Genomic DNA, 26643 nt, shown 5'->3' with positions numbered 1-26643 from the left:
ATTATGATTTTGAAGTCAGGATTATATATTGTTGCAACACCGATCGGTAATTTTGAAGATATAACGCTTCGTGCTATATCGACTTTAAAAAATTCGGATATTATCTTATGCGAGGATACTAGAATATCACAAAAATTACTAGCAAAACATGACATTCATACAAAATTACAAATTTATAATGATCATAGTGACGAGAAAGATAGAGAAAATATTATAAGTTTAATAAAATCTGGCAATATAATAAGCTTAATTTCCGATGCAGGAACTCCTTTAATTTCCGATCCCGGCTATAAGTTAGTTAGAGATTTACGCAATCTTAATTGTCATATAGACGTAGTACCAGGGGTATCTGCACCGATTACTGCTCTAACTTTATCGGCTCTTCCTACTGATCGATTTTTATTTCACGGGTTTTTACCTAAAACTATAGAAAGTAAGAAAAAGATTTTTTCTGAGCTAGTAAATCTTAAGGCTACATTGATTTTTTTTGAAACCGCTCCTCGTTTGATAAACACCTTATCGGTAGCTAAGGAAATATTAGGAAATCGAGAAATATGTGTAGCTCGTGAGTTAACTAAACTGTATCAGGAAATAAAAACAGGGGATATAGATGAAATAATAAAGTTCTATCAAAATAATATTTTAAAAGGTGAGATAGTACTGTTGATTTCAGGAAATATACAAGAACAAAACCAACAAAAAAATTTAGAAAAATTTATAGAACTTTGCTTAAGTAAAAACTTAAGTAGCAAAACCACTACTGAACTTGCTTATGATAAATTCAAGGATGTTTATAGTAAGAAAGAAATATATAAATTGGTGAATGAGAGTAAGTAGATGTAGGTGTTATTGTTGCGTGGATACCCAAATCGTCATTGCGAGGAGCGAAGCGACGCGGCAATCCAGAAAAATAATAAAAAAATTCTGTAAATCAGAATTTTTAACTGGATTGCTTCATCAATTACTTACGTAATTTTCCTCGCAATGACATGGGGATATTAATGACAGCCGCAACCTTTTTTAGGTTTATTGTTTTCTGCTGAATTTTCAAGTTTTTTACCTGCTGCTTGCATATCTTGACCCGCACCTTGCATTGTATTACAAGCACTTGTCAAGAAAGCTATAGCTACTCATATAGAAGTTATAAGTGCTGAACGCATAAATTTACCTTTATAAAATTGAGCCTAGATATTAGAAAGTAAGCAAGAAATTGTCAACTTGAAAATGTATTAATATAATACTCACAATACTCTTTAATAGGGCAGACGTCACAATCGGGTTTTCTAGCTTTGCAAATATACCTGCCGTGTAGAATTAGCCAGTGATGGGCATGAGTTAACCATTTCTCATTAATAATTTGCAGTAGCTCTTTTTCTACTATTTCAGGAGTACTGCCTTTAGCAAGCCCGATCCGTTTAGCTACCCTCAAAACATGCGTATCAACTGCCATTGTCGGCACACCAAATAAGCAGTTTAGTACAACATTGGCAGTTTTTCTGCCGACACCGGGCAGATTAATTAATTCCTTAAAATCATTCGGCACTGAAGCTTGATAATTACTTATCAATATTTTACATAATGCGATAATATTTTTTGCTTTGCTGTTAAATAGTCCGATAGATTTTATATATTTTTTAAGCTCGTCTTCGCCGAGTTCTAAAATTTTTTCCGGTGTATCATGAGTTTCAAATAAAGATTCAGTCGCTAAATTTACCGATATATCGGTGGCTTGAGCAGATAATATTACCGCTACTAATAAGGTGAAATCATTCTTATATATTAATTCGGTTTTCGGATTTGGATTATTCTTGCTAAAAATCTCAAAAATTTTATTAACTATTTGTGCTTGCATGATGTATTATGAAGAGTATATTTCAGAGAATAATATTTATATCAGGTTTTGAATGACGGAAAATAAAAATTTTGAATTTATAGAAAATGAAATAAAAAATAATAAAGTAGTGCTGTTCATGAAAGGTACTAAGGAAGCTCCAATGTGCGGTTTTTCTGCTAAAGTAGTAGCTATTTTGCATAAATTAGGTGTAGAGTTTCGTGATATTAATGTATTTGTTAATCCGGAATTTCGTGAAGATTTAAAAAAATTTAGCGATTGGCCAACATTCCCACAATTATACATTAAAGGGGAATTAGTCGGTGGTTGTGATATTGCAACAGAGTTGTATCAAAGCGGGGAGCTTGAGAAGATGCTGAAAGAGTAACGTCATTGCGAGGAAAGGTGAAGCCTTAACGCGACAATCTCATGAAGCAGTACTAAATTCCTGAGATTGCCGCAGTCGCTCCGCTCGTTCGCAATGACATATAAAAAATAGCAAATTTATATAAAAACCATGAGCAAATATTTAGAATATCCCGAAGTAGAAAGCAACCGGCAGCCGCCGAAGAAGCTAGTAGTGTTACTGCACGGTGTCGGCTCAGACGGACATGATTTAATAGGATTAGTCCCTTATATCAAAAATGATTTGCCCGATTGTCATTTTATTTCACCGCACGGCATTGAGGCTTACGATATGATGCCTTACGGTAGACAATGGTTTAGTTTGCAAGATCGCAGTCCACATATAATAGCAAAGCTAATTGCGAATAATATTTCTAAGCTTGAAGACATAATAAAGCAAAAGCAGGAAGAGTTAAATCTTACCAATAAAGATACGATTATTATCGGTTTTTCTCAAGGTACGATGATAGGGTTATATTTAACACTAGTTCAAAAAGAACCGTTTTTCTGTACTATAGGTTTTTCAGGGGCATTAATTCCGCCTATGGAAGTTAATAATAAGTTTACCCCTATATGCTTGATTCATGGAGAATTAGATGAGGTAGTTGGTGTTAGTGAGATGTATAATGCTTCAAACTATTTATCTAAGCTGCATATAGAGCATAGCGGGCATAAATTAACTTCTCTTGCTCATTCAATAGACGGACGAGGACTTGAGATTGCGATTAATTTTGTAAATAACCGTCATTGCGAGCAGCCATAGGCTGCGTGGCAATCTCAGGATTTTGGTACGAGATCGCTTCGCCAAAATTTTCAATTTTTTCTCGCAATGACGATTATATATACACAAAACCAAAAATACACGAGGATGAATGAATATTTTTAATAATAATTTACACGAAACGGATAAAGAAATTGATGAAATAATAAAGCATGAAAAGCTGCGTCAAAGTAGTGTAATCGAGCTTATTGCATCGGAGAATTTTGTAAGTCCTGCGGTGCTTGAAGCTCAAGGGTCGATTCTGACTAATAAATATGCAGAAGGATATTCAGGCAAGCGTTTCTATAATGGTTGTGAGGAAGCCGATAAAGCTGAGAATTTAGCTATAGAGCGAGTAAAAAAACTCTTTAACTGTAAATATGCAAATGTGCAGCCTCATTCCGGTTCACAAGCAAATCAAGCCGTGTATCTTGCTTTATTACAGCCTGGTGATACAATTCTTGGTATGTCCTTAGATAGCGGCGGGCATCTAACGCACGGTGCAGCCCCTAATATGTCCGGTAAATGGTTTAACGCCGTTTCTTATAGCGTAAATAAAGGGACTTATTTAATCGATTATGATGAGATTGAACGCTTAGCGGATTTGCATAAACCACAATTACTTATAGCCGGTTTTTCTGCTTATCCTCGTAATATTGATTTTGCAAGATTTAGAGAAATAGCGGATAAAGTAGGAGCTTACTTTATGGCAGATATTGCTCATATTGCAGGACTTGTTGCAACAGGCGAGCATCAAAGCCCTATTCCTTATGCTCACGCAGTTACCTCTACCACTCACAAAACACTTAGAGGACCAAGGGGTGGTTTAATCTTATCTCACGACGAAGAGATTGGAAAAAAAATAAACTCTGCGTTATTTCCCGGGTTACAAGGTGGACCGCTTATGCATGCGATTGCTGCAAAAGCAGTAGCTTTTTTAGAAAGCTTGCAGCCTGAATATAAAAGCTATATTAAGCAGGTAATAAGTAATGCTAAAGCTTTAGCAAGTAGCCTGCAAGAAAGAGGATATGACATATTAACAGGCGGTACCGATAATCATATTGTTTTAGTGGATTTGCGTAAAGACGGGATTACCGGAAAGCTTGCTGCCAATTCTTTGGATAGAGCAGGAATTACATGTAATAAGAATGCTATCCCCTTTGATGAAACTTCGCCTTTCATCACTTCAGGTATTCGCCTTGGTACTCCCGCATGCACTACTAGAGGCTTTAAAGAAAAGGATTTTATATTAGTCGGTCATATGGTAGCAGATATTTTAGACGGCTTAAAAAATAATGAAGATAATGGTAAAGCCGAGCAAAAAGTACTAACTGAAGTAACAAAACTAATTAAATTATTTCCGTTTTATGACTAATTTAAATAAAAGACCTGAGTGGATAAAAGTAAAAGCTCCGAATTCCGCAGAGTACTATAATACAAAAGATTTAATAAAGAATCTGAGATTAAATACTGTGTGCGAGGAAGCTGCTTGTCCTAATATCGGTGAGTGTTGGTCGAAAAAACATGCAACCGTGATGATTTTAGGTTCGGTTTGTACTAGAGCCTGTAGGTTTTGTAACGTCAAAACGGGTAGACCGGATTTACTTGACCCGCATGAGCCGCAAAGGCTTGCTGAGGCGGTACAAAAGCTATATCTTAAGCATGTAGTAATTACTTCCGTCGATCGTGATGATCTTGATGATGGCGGAGCTACGCACTTTGCTCAGTGTATTAGCGAAATTAGAAAATCATCGCCAAATACTACTATTGAGATTCTAACCCCGGACTTTTTAAGAAAAGAAGGAGCAGCTGAAATAATAGCAAACGCAAAACCTGATGTCTTTAACCATAATGTTGAAACAGTACCGTCTTTATACAAAACGATTAGACCTGGAGCTAGATATTATAATTCTTTAAGCTTACTTCACAATATCAAAAAATTATCTCCTGAAATTTTTACAAAATCCGGTATGATGGTAGGACTTGGAGAAGAAATAAGTGAAGTAATACAGGTTATGGATGATTTAAGAGAAGCAAAGGTTGATTTTCTAACTATCGGGCAGTATCTGCAACCTACTAAAAATCATGCTGAGGTCGCAAAATATGTTACTCTCGAAGAGTTTAAATATTTAGAGCGAATAGCAAGAACAAAAGGATTCTTGATGGTTTCGGCAACTCCGCTAACCCGCTCTTCATACCATGCCGATGAAGATTTTCAAAAATTAAAAGAGAATTACCAACAGCGTCATACAGTGGCTTAACTGGTGTTGTTGTATGGATACTAGAACCGTCATTGCGAGGAAAGGCGAAGCCTTGACGTTGGCAATCTCATAAAGCAAGTATAGCATATTTCAGAAAGCTTTATACAAGTGAATTTTGCATGACTCGCCTGTGTTCACGTATTTTTATACGCTGTGCAGGCTCGCATTTAAATTCCTCTTGTCTGAACCTTTCTGAAATATACTGTAGTACAAGCATCCTGAGATTGCTACTTCCTTTTAGTGCTTAACTCATGACAATATTAACCTTTTCTAGGTAATGCCTCTAAAGTAAATAATCCTAATATTGATTAATTTTTATATATATGATATCATACGTATAACACACGTGTATATGAGTATTTTATGCAGAAAAAATTGACAATTACTATAGATGAAGTGGTTTATTATAGGCTTTATTCTGTAATAGGTGAACGTAAAATTAGTAAATTTATTGAACAACTTGTAAAACCTTATGTAATTACTGAGGAATTGGGATCTGCTTACAAAGCTATGGCTAAAGATACAAAAGCTGAAAAACAAGCCAATGAATGGGTAGAAGGATTAATAGAAAGCGATTTTTATGAAAAGAGGTGAGGTATGGTGGGTAGATTTTAATCCCTCGTTAGGCAGTGAAGTAACTAAAGTAAGACCGGTAATAATCGTTAGCAACAACTACTCAAATGTTTCATTAAATCGTGTGCAAGTAATACCTTTAACTAGTAATATTGATAAATGCTATCCTTGTGAAGCTTATATAATGATAGGTAGTAAAAAAGGTAAAGCCATGACTGATCAAATAATGACAGTAAGTAAATTAAGATTAAAATCTAAAATTAACGTTATCTCTAGTGAAGATATGCAGCTTTTAGAATATGCTCTTAAGTTACAGTTAAGTCTATAACGATTCTTTCAATACTTAGTACAATGATAAACGCAGAAATCATAAAAAATTACGACAAATGGCGTGAGCATAAGCAGATAAATAAGAGTTTAATCAAAAAAATAACTCAAAGTGTTTTATTGCGGTTTGATAATTTTAGTAAAATAAAACAATTTGAATTATCAATATTACTAACAAATACTGCAGAAATATTGACCTTAAACAAACAATTTCGTAATATAGAAAAAGCTACTAACGTTCTTTCTTTTCCAAGCAACGAATTAAATTGGCAGGATTTATATTCTAAACTTGAATTTTTAGGCGACTCTGATTATATACATTTAGGTGATATAGCATTTTGTTATGAGGTAATATATAATGAATCGTGTGAGCAGCAAAAAAATTTTGAGAATCATTTTATTCATCTTTTAATACATAGTATTTTACACTTAATTGGGTTTGATCATCAAAATGACACAGAAGCAAATATTATGGAAAATCTAGAAATTGAAATATTATCATATTTCGGTATTTCTTCCCCTTATTAACTAAATAAAAAAATTTATGTTAAAATCTTCAAAAAAAGAAGATTCTAGTAAAAAAAATCAAAATAATAAGTTAATTTTTACTGTACGAAAATTATTCTCTCCGATAAAAAATTTTTTTAGAAAAACAAAAACGCCTGATAATTTTTTTGGTGTCATGAAACGCCTTAAAATTAATAGCCAAAAAATGACTTTAGACGAGCGTAATATTTTAGCTAATTTATTGGAGCTAAAAGATAAAACTATTGAAGATATAATGGTACCGCGTTCCGATATTGCGGCAATAAAATTAACTACGAATCTAGAAGAATTAAGTGAGTCTGTTAAGTTAGAAGTTCCGCATACACGAACTCTTATATATGACGGTACTTTAGACAATGTAGTAGGGTTCATTCATATCAAGGATTTGTTTAAAGCATTGGCGACAAAGCAAAATGGTCGTTTAAAAAAGCTTATACGTAAGCATATAATTGCAGCTCCTTCTATGAAATTATTAGATTTGCTAGCAAAAATGCGTCGTGAGAGAACGCATATTGCAATAGTTGTTGATGAGTACGGCGGTACTGACGGTTTAGTTACTATTGAAGATCTTATAGAAGAAATAGTGGGGCGAATTGATGATGAACATGATGGGCAATCAGATAGTGATAATTTCAAGGTTATTAATAACTCAACAATTATTTCAAATGCACGTGTTGAAGTAGAAGTGCTTGAAGAAATAATAGGAGAAAAGCTAAAAAATGATGATGATGAGTTTGATACGATAGGAGGACTCGTATTGACTAGAGTCGGTAGTGTTCCGGCTATCGGTACTAGAATAGATATTTCAGAAAATATTGAAATTGAAGTTACGGACGCAACTCCTCGTTCTTTAAAACAAGTCAAAATTAGACTAAAAAACGGCTTGAATAGTAAATGAATACGAATTTAGAGTCGGTTTGTCCTCTAAATTCGTTAAAAATATTTTGTTATTATATTTCAGTATTATATTCTACTTCTCCAATTAATCCTTCTTCTTGGGTATTTGTTTCCATATAATAATTATAACAGGCTGCTCCTACTTTAATTGCAGCTAATGTTCCCATTATGCCGGCAGCACATGCCATAGCAATTTTTAAAGGTGGATCAATTATTACTACATAAATTCCAACAGCACACGCTCCTACTACTGCAAGCTTACCGTACCAAGGGTTTGTATTATCGTTTACTATTTCATTGATTATTTCTTTAAGCATGAATATAAATCTATTAATTAATATTAAATTTTAGAAGCATAATATATAACTAAGTATTAATTGATTGTCAATGATAATTACCACGAAACATGGTAAAATATAATTTTATAACATTATTTTTATTTGACTTAGCAGAGAAATTTGAGTTAAATATCGAAGCTCTATACATAAAAAATTATCGTTATGAATGAATTACATATTAAACTACAAAATTACAGTAGCACATATCCTGAAGAAATTGTTACAAAAACAAAAATGCTTGAATTTTTAAATGAATATGACAACCCTTTTAGCCGAGATTTACAAATAGGGCATCTCACTGCTTCAGCTTTTTTACTTAATAATGATAAAACGAAATTTTATTGATGTACCATAGAAAGCTTGATAAATGGCTTCAACCAGGCGGTCATTGTGATGGATATAGTAATATATTAAATGTGGCGATTAAAGAAGCTATAGAAGAATCCGGAATTAATGAGATTAAAACGATAAATAGGGATCTTTTTGATATAGACACCCATTATCTAGATTTTTTTCATTCCGTAGTAAGAATAAGGAAACTAACACTCCAAAAAACCTCAAAATTACGCATCCAAAGCCAATTAATGAGAGTGAATATCCAAACTCTTTAGCCGGGGAAGTTGTTACTATTAAACTTAATAAACAGTCTCATAATTTTATAAAGAGTGAAAAAGTTGTTCTAACCTCATGTAAACCACCTTCTTTTCAAAGTAAAGACGAATTTGATCCTATCTTAAAAGATGTTGAAAATATTTTAAAGGATTTTGAGGTTTTCTTAGATAATATAGATACTAAAGCTTTAGGAGAGATTGATTCATAGTAAAATCGATAGTTTTATGCTGTAAGATTTCTAGCTGGAAAGGGTATTGTTGTACAGATATTAGGGACGTCACTGCGAAGAGATGCGTAGCATCGACGTGGCAATCTCATAAGGTAAGTAGTATGAGGTTCATGAGATTGCCACGCAGCCTATGGCTGCTCGCAATGACAATTTAATACCCGCTACGCCTACGCAGGAATGACATCGAGAACCACACAACAATATCATTATGCTATTTTTTGATATTCAAAATATATTTTTCTGACTGCATAAATCCAAGCAAGGCATACGAAAGTAAATACCACCATTAGAATCGGTGAGATTGAGGTAAAAGTAGCAGTCGGAACTAAGGTAAAGATAATAGATTGTACAAGACCGCTAGAGGATTTGCCGACTTTCGCACTTATTACGTCAACCGCTGCTTTGCCTTTGGTTTTAAGTTCATCATCAAGCGGTATATATAACATTTCTCTAGAAGTATCCCATATAGAATATTTAGTACCTTTAGATAAAATATTTTGGATACCGCCGATCGAAACGGCAAGAGCAAGCGGTGACATTAAAATTGCTCCATCAAATAATGATAAAATTTGTTGATCAAATACGATAAGTACAAAGAACAAAATGCCGGTCACCATTATTATAACCGGTGGAATAACTGCTGCTACAAACCAGTTGTGCATACGCATAACGTTATTACCGATGATGGTCATAACCATTATTGCAACGCCCGTCCACAGTATATACAGACTGTTAAATTCAGCATAGGTATTTACAGTCGGATATAATTCCTTAATTTTTGCTTTCCATACAGCCTCGACTAAGTTAATAGCAAATCCGAAAGCTGCCGAACAAATTAAAAGTAGCCATAAATATTTTGATTTCGCAATATATTTAAAGCTTTTAATCAGTCCCATACGTTCTGAAGTTGATCTACCGCTTTTTGCTTTAGCATAAAATAACGGGTTAGTAAAAACGTTCTTGCTAATAAACCTAACTAACACACAACAAACAATAGCAACAATTGCTACAATTGTCGTGGATACTTGAACTAAAGTGATTTTACTATCAGAAATACTCATAAACTTCTTAATAATAGTATCTTCCGATGATAGATTCATCATCAAAAAGCCGACTAATATTAAAGAAGAGTTGCCAAATAGCGAAAAAAGAGTATAAAATCTTTTTGCTTCTTCGGTAGTAGTAAGTTCATTAGCAAACTGCCAAAATAATAATACGTAAAAAATATTAGGCCAAAGCTCGGCAAGGCTATAATATACTATATAACCCCAATTACCTACTAATGAGATATACCACTTAAAATGAGGATAGCGTTCCATCCAGTCAGCTAAATTATCGGGATGTACGTGAAAAACATAGATATTAGGATAGATTACAAAAGCAAATAAAACAAAAAAGCTGATGAAAAATGCACTTAAATAATAAAAGATCTTCTCAAAAGTAAGGTGATTAATCATTTTAGCGTAAATAATCACGAATAAAGCTGCAGCAGGTGTAACACAATAAACTTTAGCAAAACCTGCTATCTCTGCACTGATTTCAGAGATTAGAATACTATCTTTTAAGATTCGTAAAATATTCTGATTAAATAAGATACAAAACATTAAGGCACTCATCGGAATAAACTTTCCGAGTTCGTAATTATGCACAGGCCAAAATGCTGCTCTGAATTTGCTTTTAAACGATCGTGATGAGGTACTTAGCATTATAAATCCCTAAGGATAAAAAAAAAACTTAAGCACTTCAAGATTTTATGAAAAGATATTTCCTCTAAAATTTTAGAGATGATATACTGTTTGTTACACTCTGAAGGTGCTGAAACTTATATAATGTATTTAGTCTTTTGTCAAGGATTATTACCATAAAATAATATATTTACAATGCAAAGTAACGATAAATATCAAGAATATTTTGATCTCTATAATAATTATATAAGGACGCATAATTTAGGTAATAAATATTTAGAATCAGGCAAAATAGTAAGGCAAACAGAGCATTATAGGGTATTGTATTACTCAGTGTCATCCTGCGGCTTGTCCACGGGATCCAGTAATAAAAAATACAAAAAGCTCGATTTATCTCGCTTTATGTTGGATCCCGTGGACAAGCCGCAGGATGACAATACCTTCCTAATCACCCCTTCCATCTTCAACTCACCGGAAATATTTTTTTTAGCTCGTGACAAAAATTTTATTGAAAATTTGAGAAGCCATGGTGAAGTTTATTTAATAGATTGGCTAGAAATTGAGGAACCTAAATATTTACTAGATGACTATGTGCATAAAATAATTGAAGTAATAGATAGTTTGAAAATTAAGGACATTAATTTAATAGGTCATTGTATAGGTGGTAACCTTGTGACAGCTACAAAAATAATAGTGCCTAAGAAAGTTAAAACCTTAACTTTACTTACCTGTCCGTGGGATTTTTCTCATTTTTTTTACATAAGGATGCTACACAAATATTTAAAATTAGATAGTTATATAGAAAACCTAGCAATGATTCCTAAAATTCATATTCAAATTTTATTTTTTCTGTTATTTCCTGACTATTTTAATGCTAAATTAAAAAAATTTTTCTCTATAACTTGCGATAAGGAGCAGGAATTAGCATTTAGAATAGAAAATTGGCTTATGTCGGGTAATAATATATCTAAAGGGGTTTATAATCAAATTATGCAAAATATATTAGATGAAAATATGTTTATAAATCTTAAATGGAGAATCGATAATTTTATTATTGATCCGAGTTTAATTGATTGTCCTGTATATATAGTAGCAGCTGAAGGTGATCAAATAGTGCCTAAATCTTCCATTTTACCTTTGCAAAAATTATTAAAAAATTCTAAGCTTATAGAAGTAAAAGGCGGACATATTAGCTATTTGATAAATGATAAATTAGGTGAGTTGCTTAAGGAGTATTAATACAAATCTTTATTGGTGACATAAGAAATAAGTTTTTTATCAAAAGTTAATACGGAAGTATCATGTTTTTTAGCATTAGCCAGTAGTAAGCAATCTACTATATGTATATTTAGTTCTTGATAATATTTTAAGGCAAGAAGAATAGTGTCTTTATTATAACAATTTATACCCTTATAGCTTAGTAATTCAGTTAATATATCACAAATTGTATTTTTAGGAGCTTTGTAAAAAGAGGTAAGTACAAATATTACTTCTGTAAAAACAGCTTGCTCTATTATAACAGTTATTTCGCCTGTTTTTGCTTTATCAAATATTTCTTTAGTCTTTACTAGCATATCATGGTTATCGGCTAATAAATACCGTACAATAAAATTAGTATCACAAATATGTTTCATTTTAGGACTCTAGATTTTATAGTATTTTCCTGCCAAGCTTGTTCTCTAATCTCTCGAAAAGAAAGAGTTGTGTTTTTCTTATAATCGGCAAGAGAACCACTGAGATCTCGTAAGGGTGAAAGTAATATTTGATTATGGTCATTAATTTCCAAAGAAATCACATTTGTTTTTAAAATGTTACGAATTTTTTTTGGTAATATAATTTGACCTTTAGGTGAAATATTTAAAGTATCTATATACATAATTAAAAGTTTACATTTTTAAATTATATTGATAAATTTATTATATTACTACTTTCAATATAAGTAAATAAATTATTTAAGGAGTATACATTATGACAAAACCGGTTTATATAACTCATGCGAAAAGGACGGCGTTCGGTTCGTTTATGGGCAGCCTTAGTACAACAGCTGCACCTATGCTTGCCGCTCATTTAATAAAGGATATACTGCAAAATAGCAAAATCGATCCTGCTTTGGTAAATGAGGTAATAGTTGGACATGTAATAACAGGCGGTAGCGGGCAGAATCCGGCAAGGCAAACTCTGATTCATGCGGGGATACCGAAAGAGGTACCTGGCTATACGATTAATAAAGTATGTGGCTCAGGTCTTAAAAGCGTAGCACTTGCAGCAAATTCGATTATGACCGGTGATAATGAAATAGTTATAGCAGGTGGGCAGGAGAATATGTCGCTCGGTATGCACGGTAGCTATATCAGAGCAGGAGCTAAATTCGGCGATATTAAAATGGTTGATCTAATGCAGCATGACGGACTAACTGATGTATTTTCAGGAGTATTTATGGGAATTACTGCCGAAAATATCTCGAAACAGTTTAATATTAGCAGACAAGAGCAGGACGAATTTGCCTTAAGCTCTCATAAAAAAGCGGCTAAAGCACAGCTAGCAGGAATTTTTAAAGATGAAATCTTACCTATTGAAGTAACGATTAAAAAAACTACTAGTTTGTTTGAACATGATGAAACGGTAAGACCTGACACCAGCCTTGAAATCTTAAGTAAATTACGTCCTGCTTTTGATAAAAACGGTGTAGTTACTGCCGGTAATGCTTCCTCAATTAATGACGGTGCGGCATGTCTTATGGTAGTTTCCGAAGAAGCTTTGAAAAAGTATAATTTGATGCCGCTAGCTCGGATTGTTTCTTATGCTTCAGCCGGTGTTGATCCAAGTATTATGGGTACCGCCCCCGTTCCTGCCTCCCAAAAGGCTTTAAGTAAAGCAGGTTGGAGCGTTAAGGATTTGGAAGTTATCGAGGTTAATGAGGCGTTTGCTGCTCAAAGTATTTATGTAAACCGTGAAATGAAATGGGATATGGATAAGGTTAACATAAATGGCGGTGCAATAGCAATCGGGCATCCGATCGGGGCAAGCGGCGGACGTATTCTTATTACTTTAATACACAGCTTGCGAAGAGCTAAAGCTAAAAAAGGCTTGGTCACTTTATGTATCGGTGGCGGTATGGGTATGGCTATGTGTGTTGAATCGGTTTAAATGTGCATTTGAGTATGATGTAGAAGTCAAGATTTAATCTTACAGACATTATAAAAATTATATCTGAATGTCTGATAAGTTATGACTGTCAGATGAGTATTCAAGATATAAGATTTCGTTATTCTTTTCAACAGCTAACTTTTTACTATCCATAAAAGTCTGCATAGGTGTTTTTCCATAGCAATATTTACCGGAATGCGGTCTTTCATTATTATAATATTCTAGCCAAATATCAAGATCTAGTTGTAGATCATCAAGATCAGTATAGATCTTTTTACGCATAGCAGTATCAAAGAATTCTTGTTTCATAGTTTTATTAAAACGTTCACACATACCATTTGTTTGAGGAGAATATGCTTTAGTAGTAGTATGCTCAATACCCTCAATGCTTAAGAACAATTCAAAAGCATGATGTTCTATATTACCTTTATACTCACCACCTCTATCAGTTAAAATACGAAGTACTGGTATTTGCTGACTCTCATACCATGGTAACACTCTATCATTAAGCATGTCAGCAGCGGTAAGTGCTGTTTTATCAGTATATAGTTTAGCCTCTGCAACCCGAGTGTAACTATCAATAAACACTTGAGAATATACCTTGCCTATGCCTTTAAAATTACCTACATAATATGTGTCTTGGCATCCTAGATAACCTGGATGCTGTGTATCAATCTCACCATGAGCTTCTTTCTCGCTACGCCGTTTCTCTAATACTTGTAACTGAGCTTCGGTAAGAACAATACCATCCTGAGCCATTTTGGCTTCTAATGCTTTAAGTCTTTTATTGATATTATTTAAATCATTACGTAGCCAAATAGATCTAACTCCTCCAGGTGATACAAGAATACCAGTCTTTTTAAGCTCATTTGATACTCGCAGCTGACCATAAGCAGGGTATTCTATTGCCATATCTAATACTGCTCTCTCTACGGCAGGATCAACTCTATTCGCTATAATTGGCTTCTTCCGACTAATCTCATATAATGCTTCTTCTCCTCCTGTTTCATATAACTCTTTAAACCTATAATAACTGTCTCTACTGTAACCCATAGCTTTACATGCTGACGATATACTACCAAGACTCCTAGCTAATTCTAGTAATCCTATTTTTGGCTTTATTATTTTTTGATTTAGATTCATCTCTAATCCTCCATTTAATATTATCTTAATTTTACTAAATGTAAGATTAAATCTCAACTATTACAATTTTTCGTAATTTGCTATTGGAGGTAACTACAGTTTATTATAATATATATCTGATTTAATATCACTACAACCTAATAATGCATCATTACAGTGCGTTATGGTACTTATAAACTCATGGAATGCAGAAGAGTTAGAGAATGTTTCCGGTTCGTAACTCTCCCAATAATTTCTGCTTCTTCTATATTATTACAAACACGCTTTAGCTTTTGACCAAAATATTTAGGAATATTCCCTAAATTTTTTGCCCAACTCCATACCATAAAATAGTTAGGATTAAAATCAGTAGGATCTATAAGAGGAGTTAGTTTAAAATGCTTCAATAAATTAGAAAAGTTATTTATGAGTTTATGAGAGGCTAATGCTTCATTGGGTACGTAATTCTCATCATCAAATTTATGAAATATTTTTAATATTTTTAGGCATATAGGTATCTCTTTTGCAAGCTCCACATAACGAGAAGATGGAAATTGTGTATTATAAAAGGTATAAGTTTGATTGATTTTAAGCCATTTCTGATCATTATTTATTACTTGTGCATCTTCAATTGGATATGCGTCATTCCCATCAATTAAACAAGACAATATATAACTTAAGGTAGCTATTTGCATACTTGGTGACCAGTTTATAGGATTCCAAGAAGACCAAATGCTAGACACTATATATTTAATAATTTCCTTATTATTTTGCATTTATTATATACCTGTTTGGGTTAAGGAAATATATTAAATGAATTTGTAAAAGATAATAAAGTTTTATTAAAAATCATTAATAATTTGGTGATAATTGTGTTAATTATACACCCTTATCTTTATATGCTGTAAATAGTAACATTAAAAAGTTGTTTACTTCTGCTAGTTTCATACTTAGGATATTCCTATTTTAAGTGTAAACTTCTTTTTATGTACAATCAATCCGATGAACAAATCAAATCTATTGTAGATGTATGGAAGATTATTGAACTTTCTACTCCTCCTAAAAATGCAACTTTAAATAGTTACTTCGCTTATGCACAAAAACAAGCTACTCAGCAAAAAGAGTTTTATAAAGAAATTAATAAAAAAGACTCTCTTTTTCTGTTACAAGATGCACCTTTTGAAAAATTTAATAAGGGAAAATTAAAAGCAGAATTACCGGATTATGACATATGTGTTCATTGGCATCTATATCTTAGTTATTTAAATTGGACTGAAGCTGAAATTGCTATTGAAGAAAAATCAATGAATTATTTGATGTAAAACCTAAAATTTTGTATGGCTCTAAGAACCGCAAAAACCCTGTATTAACTCCGGTCGTTGCACTAACGCTTGATGAAGATATGAATCTTATAGATAACTCAATGGTTATATCTACCGGTGCTTATGTTCTAGGTAAAGTTGTACGAGTAGGGTTTTCAGAAAATGATTTTGAAGATTTGATTAAGTTTGAAGATAATAGTGCTGCATTAATAGTAAATGCATCAAAAGATTCTTGCGATAAATCCGGTCAACAAAAGAAATTTAATTTAGAAAGAGTTAATTATATTGCTAATTTTATAATTAGTGAATTAAAGATCGATGAGAAATTTTTACTCAGTAATCCTGAAATATGCGTTAGACAAATAACTTATAGAAAACTTAGGAAAAATGAAAAAACTAAAAATGCTTATACTAATCAAACAACAACAGATAATAATTTAAAAGAAGATACTAAAAAGGAATTAGATTGGGCTCCTGCCCCGGCTTTAGAAATGTTTAATAGTTTTTTCTAAAACCTCTTGATTTAGTACGCAATAATATTGATAAATTTACTGAAAATTCTCCAATTACTAAATATCTCGGAGCTAATGATAAACCTCATATAAAAGATGTTTTGAGTGATTCGTTATTATTAAAAGAGTTACTTGCATCTTCTAAAATGCAGTTTGCTAGATGGCCTTCATCACCAAAAAATTGCCTAGCTACTTTACAAACCGCTGCTATTAATACGATACTACAAAAAATAGAAAATACAGAGCATATTTTTGCAGTTAACGGTCCACCCGGAACCGGTAAAACTACTTTACTATTCGACATAATAGCAAATATTTACGTCAAAAGAGCATTAAACCTTGCTACATTAAAAACTCTCGATGAAGGATTTAGTGACGATCAACATTGCTTTAAAGTTTCAGGATTTGAATATAAAATAAAAACTCTTGTCCCTTCTCTTCAAAATCATGAGATTGTTATAGCTTCTTCTAACAATAACGCAGTTGAAAACATTTCTAAAGAGTTACCTCTTTATGCAAAGATAGATAAAATTTATCATGAAGAGTTAAAATTTTTTGATTGGTTAGTAAACGATACGGATAGAAATACAAACTGGGGAATATTTACAGCAGTACTGGGAAGAAGTGCTAGTCGTCAAAGTTTTATGGAAAAATTTTGGAAACCTGAATTTCCTAAAGAACAGGAAGGTTACAAATGTAAAACAATGTTTCAATATTTAAATTTACTAAAAAGTAAGTCTGAAGCTCATAGCTTAAAGTATTTAATGCCTAAATATTGTAACTCATATATAGATACTAAGGAAGAATGGCAAAAAGAATGTTTATATTTTAATGAATTATATGTAATAGTTGAGATTTAATCTTACATTTAGTAAAATTAAGATAATATTAAATGGAGGATTAGAGATGAATCTAAATCAAAAAATAATAAAGCCAAAAATAGGATTACTAGAATTAGCTAGGAGTCTTGGTAGTATATCGTCAGCATGTAAAGCTATGGGTTACAGTAGAGACAGTTATTATAGGTTTAAAGAGTTATATGAAACAGGAGGAGAAGAAGCATTATATGAGATTAGTCGGAAGAAGCCAATTATAGCGAATAGAGTTGATCCTGCCGTAGAGAGAGCAGTATTAGATATGGCAATAGAATACCCCGCTTATGGTCAGCTGCGAGTATCAAATGAGCTTAAAAAGACTGGTATTCTTGTATCACCTGGAGGAGTTAGATCTATTTGGCTACGTAATGATTTAAATAATATCAATAAAAGACTTAAAGCATTAGAAGCCAAAATGGCTCAGGATGGTATTGTTCTTACCGAAGCTCAGTTACAAGTATTAGAGAAACGGCGTAGCGAGAAAGAAGCTCATGGTGAGATTGATACACAGCATCCAGGTTATCTAGGATGCCAAGACACATATTATGTAGGTAATTTTAAAGGCATAGGCAAGGTATATTCTCAAGTGTTTATTGATAGTTACACTCGGGTTGCAGAGGCTAAACTATATACTGATAAAACAGCACTTACCGCTGCTGACATGCTTAATGATAGAGTGTTACCATGGTATGAGAGTCAGCAAATACCAGTACTTCGTATTTTAACTGATAGAGGTGGTGGGTATAAAGGTAATATAGAACATCATGCTTTTGAATTGTTCTTAAGCATTGAGGGTATTGAGCATACTACTACTAAAGCATATTCTCCTCAAACAAATGGTATGTGTGAACGTTTTAATAAAACTATGAAACAAGAATTCTTTGATACTGCTATGCGTAAAAAGATCTATACTGATCTTGATGATCTACAACTAGATCTTGATATTTGGCTAGAATATTATAATAATGAAAGACCGCATTCCGGTAAATATTGCTATGGAAAAACACCTATGCAGACTTTTATGGATAGTAAAAAGTTAGCTGTTGAAAAGAATAACGAAATCTTATATCTTGAATACTCATCTGACAGTCATAACTTATCAGACATTCAGATATAATTTTTATAATGTCTGTAAGATTAAATCTTGACTTCTACAACTGAAAAAACTAGAGAATTTCAAGGTGACTTTTTACTATACAGATGGAGGTCATGCCTCCATATTGCAGTTACGCCTATTAAAAAGCTATACGTTCAATAAGAGTACCAATAACCTTATCATGAATATCCAATGACTTGGAAAAGCAGATTGTCTTACGTGCAAGCCTCTTGCATCTCGTTCTAAGGTTCAAGTTACTTCGTTCTATCCGTTGAGTGTATTTTTTACTGATAATATGCTTTTTAGGGTCTAATAACCTAGCATAACTCCCCCATCCATCTGTATAGTAAAAAGTCACCTTGAAATTCTCTAGTTTTTTCAGTAATGATTCTAATGTGCTATCACATCTTGTACCAAACGTATAAGCAACTACTTTTAACGAAATCTTATCCAAGGCATACCAAAGCCATCGTTGTCTGGATTTATTCTGTACATAAGACCATTGTTCATCTATCTCAGGAGCAATAATTACTTCTGTTGTACTGATAGAATGATTTATTGTTTTTTAATACTAGATTTTTTTAAAACACGGATAACTGTATTGATACCCACTTTTAATACTCTTACTGTATCTCTAACTCCAGAGCCGTTGATTGACATTTCTACTATTTGCTCCTTAACTCCAGGCTTAGATGCATTATTAATATACTCCAATTAAAAATATCGATTACACCGCTTGCATTGATATCTCTGTTGTTTTGAAATTGAATATCCTGACTTTATTACTTCTTCTGTGTTGTTACAATATCTACACTTAACATCTATTTTTGCCATAACTCCTTAACTATAATTCTCTCTTATTACTGTTTGAGGATTATAGACTATTTACTCTAAACTGCAATACGGAGGCACGACCGCTTCTTCTCCTCCTGTTTCATATAACTCTTTAAACCTATAATAACTGTCTCTACTGTAACCCATAGCTTTACATGCTGACGATATACTACCAAGACTCCTAGCTAATTCTAGTAATCCTATTTTTGGCTTTATTATTTTTTGATTTAGATTCATCTCTAATCCTCCATTTAATATTATCTTAATTTTACTAAATGTAAGATTAAATCTCAACTATTACACTTAACGCTTTCTATTTCTTTTTGAACGTGTTTTTGAACTTTTCAAGCTTCTTTTACTACAGTGTTTTTAACTGCTAGATTTTCTTTCTTTACTTTTAAATTCTCTTCTAATGCTTTAATTTGTTCAGGTGATAAATTTTTATCTTTTAGTTTCTCAGTTAAATCATTAATCTCTTTTTCTATAATCTCTTTTTCTTCATTAGCTTTTTTAACTATTATATTTACTTCTTCTTGCTCCTCTTTAAGTTCTGCAAGTTTTTGTCTACGCTCTTCTATTTCTTCTTTAGTTAAAATATTTTATTGTATTATTGCTTCTTCCCGTTCTCTTTGTTTTTCTAACTGTTCTAGCTCTTTTTGAGCAATGTCAGAATTAAGTTGGCTTTCTGCTAGTTCTTGCTTTTTTAATGCTATAGCCTCTACTTTTTCTGCTATATCATTAATAAAAGAACTATCAGATTTAATATTTCGAGCTGCACTTACTAATCTACTTAACTCTGAGGATTATTAGTAGCGGTAATTTGAGCAAGAATAGCTTTGATATCATTAAGCGCTTGAGGATCAGCTGTTTTTTCTTTTTGTGGATATTCTTTATTCGTAATTTTACTCACAATAACCTTTTATGTGTGTTCCATCATCCACGAAACGTCAGCAAAAATTAATAATTCAGTCAAGAAAATTTTAACAAAAATTAATTTTGTATTTCTAACCATTGATTTAATAACTCGTCTAGTTTCTTTTTATCATTAATTAATTGATTAGTAATATGATTATATTTTGTAGGATTATCTAAATACAGATTAACATCTTCAAGTTCTTTTTCTAAGTGTTTGATGGATATTTCTAGCTTTTCAATATCATTGGGCAATGTTTCAAGTAAACGCTGATATTTATAAGATGGCTTTTTATTTATAGGTGCTTTTTGAGGAATTAAGGGGAGGGGTTTTGAAGGTTTTTTCTCTATAGGAGTCGTGGTAAAATACTGTTTATAATCTTCATAACCTCCTGTTAAATCATGAATTTTACCTTGAGCGAAAACTAAAGTTCTAGTAACTAACTTATCTAAGAAGTCACGATCATGGCTAACTACGATTAAAGTGCCTGAATAATCTGCAAGTATACCTAGTAAAATTTCTAGACTATCCATATCTAGGTCATTGGTTGGTTCATCTAAAATTAACAGATTTCCAGGGTTAATTAGAATTTTTGCAAGTAATAATCTATTAGCTTCGCCGCCTGATAGAATAGAGGTTTTTGCATTAAGTAGTTTAGGATTAAACATGAATTGTTTTAAATAACCGGCAACGTGCATGGTTTTACCGTTTGGCAAAAATACTTGATCACCGCCCGTAGGACATAAAGTTTGTTGCAATGTATGATTAGGCTCTAGTTTTTCTCTATGTTGATCAAAATATGAAATATCTAAATTACCGCCATATATAATTTTACCTAAGTCAGGTGTAAGTTGTTGTGTCAGTAATTTGATAAAAGTAGATTTGCCTGAGCCATTTGCACCAATTATGCCGATTTTTTCGCCTTTTTTTACACGAAAACTGAAATTATCAATGATTTTAGTATTTTTATAGCTGAAACTAATATTATCCGCTTCAATAATGAATTTGCTTTTAGCTATATTTTCGGCAAGCTCTGCCCTAACTCTTTGTTTTGAATTAGCTAGTTTTTCAGTCTGTTCTCTTGTTATTACTCTTAAAGCTTTCAACTCCGCAAGTTTCTTTTGATTCCGCGTACGTCTAGCCGTAACACCGGCATTTAACCATTCATTCTCTTGAGATAGTTTTTTATTTAATTTCCGAAGAGCTGCTTCTTCTTGCTCTATTATAACATTTTGCCATTCATCAAAAAATTTAAATCCTTTATCGGATTTATGTAAAATCCCTCTATCAAGCCACCAAATTTTATTAGTAACATTTGAGAGAAATGTTCTATCATGACTAACGCAAATAATAGCACCGTTATAAGATTTAACAAATTCTTCTAGCCACTCAATCGTTTCAATATCTAGATGATTGGTTGGTTCATCAAGCAGTAATATTTCCGGCTCTAATATTAAAGCTTTAGCAAGGCTTGCTCTTCTAAGCTGACCGCCTGAATAGATTGATAAGTTATCTATTCCGTTGATTTGTAATTTTTCTAGAATTATATCGATTTGGTATTTATCTATTTTTTTTGTACTATCTGTTTGTTGTGAGATAAAATCGTAAACAGTTAGATTAGTTTTTATAGAAATATCTTGTCGTAAATAGCCGGTTGTAATTGCAGGATCTTGAAATAGTTCGCCGTTATCTAGTTCGTAATCCCCTGAGATTATTTTCATTAGGCTTGATTTCCCGCAGCCGTTACGTCCTATAAGACAAATCTTATCACCTTTGTATAAATAAAGTTCTAAATCAGATAAAATTACTTTCTCTGCAAAGCTTAGATTACCATATTTTATGTAATAAATTGGGGTCATAATGGTATACTCGTTTAATTTGCAAAATTGGCTACGTCGTTTTATAAGTTCTGCGGTGCTCACGTACTAAATGTACGCTCCACTCCTCGCCTTATAAACTCCTTGCTCTTTTCCAAATTAAACTTCGTCTACCTACTTTCATTTACTTGAGGTATATGTTATTTTTGCGTTCAAGAGAAGTTGTTGCGGGGGTAATAAGAGTAAGCTCAAAACTTCCTAATGACTAAGCTAGCATTAGTACCGCCGAATCCGAACGAGTTGGAAAGCACGTAATCTATCTTAGCTTTTTTAGCTTTAAGTGCAACTAAATCTATCTTAACCTCATCCATAGGGTTTTCTAAGTTTAAGGTCGGCGGCGCAATCTGATCTCTCATTGCAAGAACCCCAAAAATAAACTCAACACTACCTGCCGCACCGAGTAAATGTCCTATTGATGATTTAGTGGAAGACATTAGAACTTTGGGATTCGCTTCTAGAAATAATTTTTGTGCTGCTGAGAGTTCAATCTCGTCACCAAGAGGTGTAGAAGTGCCGTGAGCATTAATATAATCAATCATACTAGGGGTAATACCGGCATCTTGCAGAGCTTCGCTCATCGCTCTATAAGCCCCCCTGCCTTCAGGATGCGGGGCTGTCATATGATATGCATCACCTGTAGAGCCGTATCCTATAACTTCGCCGTAAATTTTAGCACTACGATTTACAGCATGCTCATATTCTTCTAAAACTACAACGCCTGCTCCTTCACCCATAACAAAGCCGTTACGGTCTTTATCCCACGGTCTTGATGCTTTTTCAGGATTATCGTTATATTTAGTGCATAATGCTCTAGCAGCAACGAAACCCGCTACTCCAACAGGGGTAACAGGGGCTTCTGCTCCTCCTGCAACCATAACGTCGGCATAGCCGTGCTTTATCATACGCATAGCATCGCCTATAGCGTGAGCCCCTGTAGAACAAGCCGTTACTGCCGCTTGATTCGGACCACTAAAGCCGTATTTTATAGATACAAGACCGGATAAAAGATTAATTAATGAGGCGGGTATAAAGAAAGGGCTAACTTTGCCGTTATTTTCTTGATAAAGTTTGATAGAAGTATCTTCGATCATTTTAAGACCGCCGATTCCTGAACCTAATATCAAACCGGTTCTATCACGAAATTTTTCATCTTCGGGTAACCAACCGCTATCTTCAACAGCTTCGGTTGCAGCTGCTACTCCGTAATGGATAAATTTATCCATTTTACTTAATCTATTAACGTCATCTGCCCCTGTAAAATTCTCAAGTTTAAATCCATCTTTCTCAGATTTCTCTATAAGTCCAGCAATTTTACATGCAAGTTTAGAAGTATCAAATTCCGTAATAGTTTTTATACCGCTTACTCCACTTATAATATTTTTCCATGATGAACTAACATTAAGCCCAACAGGAGTAACAAGTCCAAGACCGGTAATAACTACTCTTTTATTCGACATTTTTTTATTTTTTGTTTAAGCAAATTATTACATAATTCACTATTTGTTATTAAGATATTGAATATGAAAGGCGAAATATGACTTTCACCTTATTATATAGATTAACTATCTTTACATAAAGCCCAACATCAAACTAAGATTTTTATAACTTTTGAATCAATAGTAAATAATTTGCTATCGGCGATGAACAGATTAAGATTTATGTTCTTTTATATAGTTAACAACATCGGATACTTTTTTTATTTTTGTTGCTTCATCATCAGGAACATCAATACCGAATTCCTTTTCTATTTCCATCATTATTTCTACGGTAGACAAGCTATCTACTCCTAAATCCTCTGCGAATCTTGACTCCATACTTATTGCTTCAATTTTCTTTCCTTGATTAGCGGAAATAATTTCAATAACCTTCTCTTCGATCTTATCCGTTGTACTCATAATTTTGAACTCCATAAATCATTTAAGTTTATACGCTATGGGACTGTTAATAAAATAAATTTTTTAAATTATTTTGTTAACAGCCCCATGTAAATAGCGATTATTTAGCTGCATGAATATTTATTTAAAATATTCATAGCATTTTATCTTTAAAAGAACTTCTAGCACAAAAAATTATTTTATGCCAGCATAAAATTTTATACCATTAACATACCGCCGTTTACATGGATAGTTTGACCGGTAATATATGATGCTTGATCACTTGCTAAAAATGCAACTGCGTTTGCTACGTCTTCCGGCATACCGTAAGTGCCTAACGGAATTTTTTGTACTATAGTTTCTCTTTGCTTTTCGTTTAATTTATCGGTCATATCTGATTTAATAAAACCAGGTGCTACCGCATTAATTGTGATGCCTCTAGTTGCGACTTCATAAGAGAGTGATTTGGTCATGCCTATTAATCCTGCTTTAGAAGCGCAATAATTAGCCTGCCCAGGATTACCTGAAACTCCGACAATTGAAGATATGTTAATAATCCGTCCATATCTATTTGGCATCATTTTTTTTATTGCTTCACGATTTAAAACAAAATTTGCTTTCAAATTAATATCAATAACTTTGTCAAAATCTTCATCTTTCATTCTAATTGCTAGCGTATCGCTAGTAATACCGGCATTACATACTAAAATATCTAGCTTTGGTGCTTTAGATATTAAATTGCTACATGCTCCCTTATTTGCAAGGTTGCATATTTCTATCGTATAATTATCTTTTAAAACATTTCCAAAGGATTTTAATTTTTCCTCATTACTACCGCTAATAATTACATGGCTTCCTAGTTTGTGCAGTAATCTCGCTATAGCTCCACCTATGCCTCCTGAAGCTCCCGTAATTAAGGAAGTTTTACCTGTTAAATCAATCATTTTCTTCCTCCGTTTGATCAAGATTTATATTAGTAATTTTTGACGATTTTTCACGTATGATTTTCTCAATTTCATTGGAAATTTGTGGATGTTCTTTTAAATATTGTTTAACGTTTTCACGCCCTTGACCGATTCGTACGTTATTATAGGAAAACCATGAACCTGACTTCTCAACAATATCAAGCTTAACTCCAAGATCGATTATTTCACCTTCTTTTGAAATACCTGAACCGTACATTATATCAAAATCTGCAGTTTTAAACGGAGGAGATACTTTGTTCTTGACTACTTTTACTTTAGTTTGGCTGCCTATTACTTCTTCTTTATCTTTAATAGAGCCTGTTCTTCTTATATCGATCCTAACAGAAGCATAGAATTTTAAAGCATTACCGCCTGTCGTAGTTTCAGGATTGCCGAACATCACGCCTATTTTCATTCTGATTTGGTTGATGAAAACAGTAATACAATTGGTACGATTAATTGATGCGGTAAGTTTACGGAGTGCCTGGCTCATTAATCTTGCTTGAGAAGCCATTTGAGCGTCGCCCATCTCGCCTTCAATCTCTGATTTTGGTACTAAAGCTGCAACACTATCTATTATTATCATATCAATACCGCCGGAACGAATTAACGTATCGGCAATTTCTAGAGCTTGTTCACCTGTATCTGGTTGTGAAATAATAAGCTCATCAATATTTACGCCTAATTTTTTAGCATAAGCAGGGTCAAGGGCATGCTCGGCATCGATAAAGGCGCATGTACCGCCCTTTTTCTGTGCTTCAGCAATTAGATGTAATGTTAAAGTGGTCTTACCTGAACTTTCAGGACCGAAAATCTCAATGATTCTACCTTTAGGAACACCGCCGATTCCAAGAGCTATATCAAGCCCAAGTGAACCGGTTGATACAGCTTCTATATCAATATTCGGACGCTGCCCAAGTTTCATGACCGAACCTTTACCGTAGCTTTTTTCGATTTGTGCAAGTGCTGCGGCAATAGCTCTTTCTTTATCTGTATTTGACATAAACTATCCATATTATAAACTTATCAATAAAATATAAGCTTAAGAAAAAAAAATCAAATTTTATTTATTTTATATCGAAATGTGGTCGTGCCTCCGTATTGCAGTTTAGAGTAAATAGTCTATAATCCTCAAACAGTAATAAGAGAGAATTATAGTTAAGGAGTTATGGCAAAAATAGATGTTAAGTGTAGATATTGTAACAACACAGAAGAAGTAATAAAGTCAGGATATTCAATTTCAAAACAACAGAGATATCAATGCAAGCGGTGTAATCGATATTTTCAATTGGAGTATATTAATAATGCATCTAAGCCTGGAGTTAAGGAGCAAATAGTAGAAATGTCAATCAACGGCTCTGGAGTTAGAGATACAGTAAGAGTATTAAAAGTGGGTATCAATACAGTTATCCGTGTTTTAAAAAAATCTAGTATTAAAAAACAATAAATCATTCTATCAGTACAACAGAAGTAATTATTGCTCCTGAGATAGATGAACAATGGTCTTATGTACAGAATAAATCCAGACAACGATGGCTTTGGTATGCCTTGGATAAGATTTCGTTAAAAGTAGTTGCTTATACGTTTGGTACAAGATGTGATAGCACATTAGATGTAGAAGTCAAGATTTAATCTTACAGAC

At 33.0% G+C, this 26643-nt stretch carries 31 protein-coding genes and 4 pseudogenes; 19 read left to right on the top strand and 16 right to left on the bottom strand.

Annotated elements, in window-relative coordinates; translation table 11 throughout:
• The first annotated feature begins 3 nt into the window (after positions 1-3).
• Positions 4-837: a 16S rRNA (cytidine(1402)-2'-O)-methyltransferase gene (gene rsmI / locus AC0ODJ_RS02745; RefSeq protein ID WP_218460451.1), complete on the top strand. Its 834-nt coding sequence runs from the start codon at positions 4-6 to the stop codon at positions 835-837.
• Positions 838-998: 161 nt separating this feature from the next.
• On the opposite strand, the gene AC0ODJ_RS02740 is transcribed toward rsmI, so the two are convergent.
• Entirely contained in the window at positions 999-1124 is a 126-nt protein-coding gene (locus AC0ODJ_RS02740; RefSeq protein ID WP_371920401.1) for an entericidin A/B family lipoprotein, read from the bottom strand.
• 89 nt (positions 1125-1213) lie between these two features.
• Positions 1214-1852 carry an endonuclease III gene (gene nth, locus AC0ODJ_RS02735; protein WP_218460450.1) on the bottom strand — a complete coding sequence of 213 codons (639 nt, stop codon included), beginning with the start codon at positions 1850-1852 and terminating at the stop codon, positions 1214-1216.
• 52 nt (positions 1853-1904) lie between these two features.
• Here nth and grxD point away from each other — a divergent pair, with 52 nt between their 5' ends.
• The 4 genes from grxD to lipA all read left to right on the top strand — a co-directional run bounded on the left by grxD (position 1905) and on the right by lipA (position 5257).
• The gene (gene grxD / locus AC0ODJ_RS02730) at positions 1905-2219 is read left to right on the top strand and encodes a Grx4 family monothiol glutaredoxin (RefSeq protein WP_218460449.1); all 315 of its coding nucleotides are present in this window, start codon (positions 1905-1907) and stop codon (positions 2217-2219) included.
• Positions 2220-2348: 129 nt separating this feature from the next.
• Positions 2349-2999 (top strand): alpha/beta hydrolase family protein, encoded by a 651-nt coding sequence (locus tag AC0ODJ_RS02725; RefSeq protein ID WP_218460448.1) that lies wholly within the window; start codon positions 2349-2351, stop codon positions 2997-2999.
• Between the two features lie 109 nt (positions 3000-3108).
• A complete protein-coding gene (gene glyA / locus AC0ODJ_RS02720) occupies positions 3109-4371 on the top strand; it encodes a serine hydroxymethyltransferase (protein ID WP_218460447.1) in 1263 nt (420 codons plus the stop codon).
• Positions 4364-5257: a lipoyl synthase gene (gene lipA / locus AC0ODJ_RS02715; RefSeq protein WP_218460446.1), complete on the top strand. Its 894-nt coding sequence runs from the start codon at positions 4364-4366 to the stop codon at positions 5255-5257. Before glyA ends, lipA begins: the two co-directional genes overlap by 8 nt.
• 103 nt (positions 5258-5360) lie before the next feature.
• On the opposite strand, the pseudogene AC0ODJ_RS02710 reads toward lipA, so the two are convergent.
• Positions 5361-5474, bottom strand: a pseudogene (locus AC0ODJ_RS02710) (palindromic element RPE3 domain-containing protein); the annotation flags it as partial.
• A 146-nt stretch (positions 5475-5620) separates the two neighbouring features.
• Between AC0ODJ_RS02710 and AC0ODJ_RS02705 the strand changes: the two are divergent.
• Genes AC0ODJ_RS02705 through tlyC form a run of 4 tightly spaced genes read left to right on the top strand, consistent with a single transcriptional unit; the run spans position 5621 to position 7601 of the window.
• Positions 5621-5851, top strand: coding sequence for a hypothetical protein (locus AC0ODJ_RS02705; protein WP_218460444.1), 231 nt, complete (start codon positions 5621-5623; stop codon positions 5849-5851).
• The gene (locus AC0ODJ_RS02700) at positions 5838-6158 is read left to right on the top strand and encodes a type II toxin-antitoxin system PemK/MazF family toxin (RefSeq protein ID WP_218460443.1); all 321 of its coding nucleotides are present in this window, start codon (positions 5838-5840) and stop codon (positions 6156-6158) included. The genes AC0ODJ_RS02705 and AC0ODJ_RS02700 overlap by 14 nt, the downstream gene beginning before the upstream one ends.
• A gap of 23 nt (positions 6159-6181) precedes the next feature.
• Positions 6182-6685, top strand: coding sequence for an rRNA maturation RNase YbeY (gene ybeY, locus AC0ODJ_RS02695; protein WP_218460442.1), 504 nt, complete (start codon positions 6182-6184; stop codon positions 6683-6685).
• 16 nt (positions 6686-6701) lie between these two features.
• Complete coding sequence (tlyC, locus tag AC0ODJ_RS02690) at positions 6702-7601, top strand: hemolysin C (RefSeq protein ID WP_218460441.1); 900 nt, start codon at positions 6702-6704, stop codon at positions 7599-7601.
• Positions 7602-7653: 52 nt separating this feature from the next.
• Here tlyC and AC0ODJ_RS02685 read toward each other — a convergent pair whose 3' ends face one another.
• The gene (locus tag AC0ODJ_RS02685; RefSeq protein WP_218460440.1) at positions 7654-7917 is read right to left on the bottom strand and encodes a hypothetical protein; all 264 of its coding nucleotides are present in this window, start codon (positions 7915-7917) and stop codon (positions 7654-7656) included.
• A 183-nt stretch (positions 7918-8100) separates the two neighbouring features.
• Between AC0ODJ_RS02685 and AC0ODJ_RS02680 the strand changes: the two genes are divergently transcribed.
• The gene (locus tag AC0ODJ_RS02680) at positions 8101-8283 is read left to right on the top strand and encodes a hypothetical protein (protein ID WP_256621235.1); all 183 of its coding nucleotides are present in this window, start codon (positions 8101-8103) and stop codon (positions 8281-8283) included.
• A pseudogene (locus tag AC0ODJ_RS02675) lies at positions 8283-8456 on the top strand (NUDIX hydrolase); the annotation flags it as partial. The gene AC0ODJ_RS02680 and the pseudogene AC0ODJ_RS02675, both read left to right, overlap by 1 nt.
• Positions 8457-8985: 529 nt before the next feature.
• On the opposite strand, the gene tlc5 reads toward AC0ODJ_RS02675, so the two are convergent.
• Positions 8986-10485, bottom strand: a complete 1500-nt coding sequence (tlc5, locus tag AC0ODJ_RS02670; protein WP_218460439.1) for a GTP/GDP exchange transporter Tlc5 — start codon at positions 10483-10485, stop codon at positions 8986-8988.
• A 174-nt stretch (positions 10486-10659) separates the two neighbouring features.
• On the opposite strand from tlc5, the gene AC0ODJ_RS02665 reads away from it, so the two are divergent.
• Positions 10660-11703, top strand: a complete 1044-nt coding sequence (locus AC0ODJ_RS02665; protein ID WP_474464947.1) for an alpha/beta fold hydrolase — start codon at positions 10660-10662, stop codon at positions 11701-11703.
• On the opposite strand, the gene AC0ODJ_RS02660 is transcribed toward AC0ODJ_RS02665, so the two are convergent.
• Both AC0ODJ_RS02660 and AC0ODJ_RS02655 read right to left on the bottom strand, forming a co-directional pair.
• Positions 11700-12098, bottom strand: coding sequence for a PIN domain-containing protein (locus AC0ODJ_RS02660; RefSeq protein ID WP_218460437.1), 399 nt, complete (start codon positions 12096-12098; stop codon positions 11700-11702). The two genes, AC0ODJ_RS02665 and AC0ODJ_RS02660, sit on opposite strands and share 4 nt — an antisense overlap.
• Positions 12095-12340, bottom strand: a complete 246-nt coding sequence (locus tag AC0ODJ_RS02655; protein ID WP_218460436.1) for an AbrB/MazE/SpoVT family DNA-binding domain-containing protein — start codon at positions 12338-12340, stop codon at positions 12095-12097. Before AC0ODJ_RS02655 ends, AC0ODJ_RS02660 begins: the two co-directional genes overlap by 4 nt.
• 92 nt (positions 12341-12432) lie before the next feature.
• Here AC0ODJ_RS02655 and AC0ODJ_RS02650 point away from each other — a divergent pair, with 92 nt between their 5' ends.
• Complete coding sequence (locus AC0ODJ_RS02650) at positions 12433-13611, top strand: acetyl-CoA C-acetyltransferase (protein WP_218460435.1); 1179 nt, start codon at positions 12433-12435, stop codon at positions 13609-13611.
• Between the two features lie 57 nt (positions 13612-13668).
• Here the strand turns inward: AC0ODJ_RS02650 and AC0ODJ_RS02645 are convergent, their stop codons facing one another.
• Together AC0ODJ_RS02645 and AC0ODJ_RS02640 are read right to left on the bottom strand one after the other, a co-directional pair.
• Positions 13669-14754 (bottom strand): IS481 family transposase, encoded by a 1086-nt coding sequence (locus AC0ODJ_RS02645; RefSeq protein ID WP_127896995.1) that lies wholly within the window; start codon positions 14752-14754, stop codon positions 13669-13671.
• Positions 14755-14924: 170 nt separating this feature from the next.
• Positions 14925-15509, bottom strand: a complete 585-nt coding sequence (locus AC0ODJ_RS02640; protein WP_256621147.1) for a hypothetical protein — start codon at positions 15507-15509, stop codon at positions 14925-14927.
• A 210-nt stretch (positions 15510-15719) separates the two neighbouring features.
• Here AC0ODJ_RS02640 and AC0ODJ_RS02635 point away from each other — a divergent pair, with 210 nt between their 5' ends.
• The 4 genes from AC0ODJ_RS02635 (at position 15720) to AC0ODJ_RS02620 (ending at position 18559) form a co-directional block, all read left to right on the top strand.
• Complete coding sequence (locus AC0ODJ_RS02635) at positions 15720-16055, top strand: hypothetical protein (RefSeq protein WP_218459762.1); 336 nt, start codon at positions 15720-15722, stop codon at positions 16053-16055.
• Positions 16056-16066: 11 nt separating this feature from the next.
• Positions 16067-16567, top strand: coding sequence for a hypothetical protein (locus AC0ODJ_RS02630; RefSeq protein WP_218459764.1), 501 nt, complete (start codon positions 16067-16069; stop codon positions 16565-16567).
• A gap of 101 nt (positions 16568-16668) precedes the next feature.
• The gene (locus tag AC0ODJ_RS02625; RefSeq protein ID WP_305888027.1) at positions 16669-17427 is read left to right on the top strand and encodes an AAA domain-containing protein; all 759 of its coding nucleotides are present in this window, start codon (positions 16669-16671) and stop codon (positions 17425-17427) included.
• A gap of 46 nt (positions 17428-17473) precedes the next feature.
• On the top strand, positions 17474-18559 hold the full coding sequence (locus AC0ODJ_RS02620; RefSeq protein WP_474465677.1) for an IS481 family transposase: 1086 nt from the start codon (positions 17474-17476) through the stop codon (positions 18557-18559).
• A gap of 118 nt (positions 18560-18677) precedes the next feature.
• Here the strand turns inward: AC0ODJ_RS02620 and AC0ODJ_RS02615 are convergent.
• The 7 genes and pseudogenes from AC0ODJ_RS02615 to recA all read right to left on the bottom strand — a co-directional run bounded on the left by AC0ODJ_RS02615 (position 18678) and on the right by recA (position 26004).
• Positions 18678-19372: pseudogene (locus AC0ODJ_RS02615) on the bottom strand (IS1 family transposase).
• 78 nt (positions 19373-19450) lie between these two features.
• Positions 19451-19609 (bottom strand): annotated as a pseudogene (locus AC0ODJ_RS02610) (helix-turn-helix domain-containing protein); the annotation flags it as partial.
• A gap of 753 nt (positions 19610-20362) precedes the next feature.
• A complete protein-coding gene (locus AC0ODJ_RS02605; protein WP_474464939.1) occupies positions 20363-22144 on the bottom strand; it encodes an ABC-F family ATP-binding cassette domain-containing protein in 1782 nt (593 codons plus the stop codon).
• 206 nt (positions 22145-22350) lie between these two features.
• A complete protein-coding gene (gene fabF, locus AC0ODJ_RS02600; RefSeq protein WP_474464937.1) occupies positions 22351-23619 on the bottom strand; it encodes a beta-ketoacyl-ACP synthase II in 1269 nt (422 codons plus the stop codon).
• A gap of 192 nt (positions 23620-23811) precedes the next feature.
• Positions 23812-24072 (bottom strand): acyl carrier protein, encoded by a 261-nt coding sequence (acpP, locus tag AC0ODJ_RS02595; RefSeq protein ID WP_218460617.1) that lies wholly within the window; start codon positions 24070-24072, stop codon positions 23812-23814.
• Positions 24073-24254: 182 nt separating this feature from the next.
• A complete protein-coding gene (gene fabG, locus AC0ODJ_RS02590; protein ID WP_218460616.1) occupies positions 24255-24980 on the bottom strand; it encodes a 3-oxoacyl-ACP reductase FabG in 726 nt (241 codons plus the stop codon).
• On the bottom strand, positions 24973-26004 hold the full coding sequence (gene recA, locus AC0ODJ_RS02585; RefSeq protein WP_218460615.1) for a recombinase RecA: 1032 nt from the start codon (positions 26002-26004) through the stop codon (positions 24973-24975). The genes fabG and recA overlap by 8 nt, the downstream gene beginning before the upstream one ends.
• 165 nt (positions 26005-26169) lie before the next feature.
• On the opposite strand from recA, the gene AC0ODJ_RS02580 reads away from it, so the two are divergent.
• On the top strand, positions 26170-26448 hold the full coding sequence (locus tag AC0ODJ_RS02580) for an IS1-like element transposase (RefSeq protein ID WP_474464641.1): 279 nt from the start codon (positions 26170-26172) through the stop codon (positions 26446-26448).
• Complete coding sequence (locus AC0ODJ_RS02575; protein ID WP_474465676.1) at positions 26445-26633, top strand: IS1 family transposase; 189 nt, start codon at positions 26445-26447, stop codon at positions 26631-26633. Before AC0ODJ_RS02580 ends, AC0ODJ_RS02575 begins: the two co-directional genes overlap by 4 nt.
• Positions 26634-26643 lie beyond the last annotated feature (10 nt).

The sequence above is a fragment of the Rickettsia senegalensis genome (assembly GCF_056135685.1).
The sequence above is the reverse complement of the archived record's forward strand: the minus strand, read 5'-3'. Positions and strand labels throughout refer to the sequence as shown.

Bases quoted from the DNA above. Each gene is read 5' to 3' on its own strand.
- rsmI (WP_218460451.1), top strand. From the start codon at position 4: ATGATTTTGAAGTCAGGATTATATATTGTTGCAACACCGATCGGTAAT.
- nth (WP_218460450.1), bottom strand. From the start codon at position 1,852: ATGCAAGCACAAATAGTTAATAAAATTTTTGAGATTTTTAGCAAGAAT.
- grxD (WP_218460449.1), top strand. From the start codon at position 1,905: ATGACGGAAAATAAAAATTTTGAATTTATAGAAAATGAAATAAAAAAT.
- AC0ODJ_RS02725 (WP_218460448.1), top strand. From the start codon at position 2,349: ATGAGCAAATATTTAGAATATCCCGAAGTAGAAAGCAACCGGCAGCCG.
- glyA (WP_218460447.1), top strand. From the start codon at position 3,109: ATGAATATTTTTAATAATAATTTACACGAAACGGATAAAGAAATTGAT.
- lipA (WP_218460446.1), top strand. From the start codon at position 4,364: ATGACTAATTTAAATAAAAGACCTGAGTGGATAAAAGTAAAAGCTCCG.
- AC0ODJ_RS02705 (WP_218460444.1), top strand. From the start codon at position 5,621: ATGCAGAAAAAATTGACAATTACTATAGATGAAGTGGTTTATTATAGG.
- AC0ODJ_RS02700 (WP_218460443.1), top strand. From the start codon at position 5,838: ATGAAAAGAGGTGAGGTATGGTGGGTAGATTTTAATCCCTCGTTAGGC.
- ybeY (WP_218460442.1), top strand. From the start codon at position 6,182: ATGATAAACGCAGAAATCATAAAAAATTACGACAAATGGCGTGAGCAT.
- tlyC (WP_218460441.1), top strand. From the start codon at position 6,702: ATGTTAAAATCTTCAAAAAAAGAAGATTCTAGTAAAAAAAATCAAAAT.
- AC0ODJ_RS02685 (WP_218460440.1), bottom strand. From the start codon at position 7,917: ATGCTTAAAGAAATAATCAATGAAATAGTAAACGATAATACAAACCCT.
- AC0ODJ_RS02680 (WP_256621235.1), top strand. From the start codon at position 8,101: ATGAATGAATTACATATTAAACTACAAAATTACAGTAGCACATATCCT.
- tlc5 (WP_218460439.1), bottom strand. From the start codon at position 10,485: ATGCTAAGTACCTCATCACGATCGTTTAAAAGCAAATTCAGAGCAGCA.
- AC0ODJ_RS02665 (WP_474464947.1), top strand. From the start codon at position 10,660: ATGCAAAGTAACGATAAATATCAAGAATATTTTGATCTCTATAATAAT.
- AC0ODJ_RS02660 (WP_218460437.1), bottom strand. From the start codon at position 12,098: ATGAAACATATTTGTGATACTAATTTTATTGTACGGTATTTATTAGCC.
- AC0ODJ_RS02655 (WP_218460436.1), bottom strand. From the start codon at position 12,340: ATGTATATAGATACTTTAAATATTTCACCTAAAGGTCAAATTATATTA.
- AC0ODJ_RS02650 (WP_218460435.1), top strand. From the start codon at position 12,433: ATGACAAAACCGGTTTATATAACTCATGCGAAAAGGACGGCGTTCGGT.
- AC0ODJ_RS02645 (WP_127896995.1), bottom strand. From the start codon at position 14,754: ATGAATCTAAATCAAAAAATAATAAAGCCAAAAATAGGATTACTAGAA.
- AC0ODJ_RS02640 (WP_256621147.1), bottom strand. From the start codon at position 15,509: ATGCAAAATAATAAGGAAATTATTAAATATATAGTGTCTAGCATTTGG.
- AC0ODJ_RS02635 (WP_218459762.1), top strand. From the start codon at position 15,720: ATGTACAATCAATCCGATGAACAAATCAAATCTATTGTAGATGTATGG.
- AC0ODJ_RS02620 (WP_474465677.1), top strand. From the start codon at position 17,474: ATGAATCTAAATCAAAAAATAATAAAGCCAAAAATAGGATTACTAGAA.
- AC0ODJ_RS02605 (WP_474464939.1), bottom strand. From the start codon at position 22,144: ATGACCCCAATTTATTACATAAAATATGGTAATCTAAGCTTTGCAGAG.
- fabF (WP_474464937.1), bottom strand. From the start codon at position 23,619: ATGTCGAATAAAAGAGTAGTTATTACCGGTCTTGGACTTGTTACTCCT.
- acpP (WP_218460617.1), bottom strand. From the start codon at position 24,072: ATGGAGTTCAAAATTATGAGTACAACGGATAAGATCGAAGAGAAGGTT.
- fabG (WP_218460616.1), bottom strand. From the start codon at position 24,980: ATGATTGATTTAACAGGTAAAACTTCCTTAATTACGGGAGCTTCAGGA.
- recA (WP_218460615.1), bottom strand. From the start codon at position 26,004: ATGTCAAATACAGATAAAGAAAGAGCTATTGCCGCAGCACTTGCACAA.
- AC0ODJ_RS02580 (WP_474464641.1), top strand. From the start codon at position 26,170: ATGGCAAAAATAGATGTTAAGTGTAGATATTGTAACAACACAGAAGAA.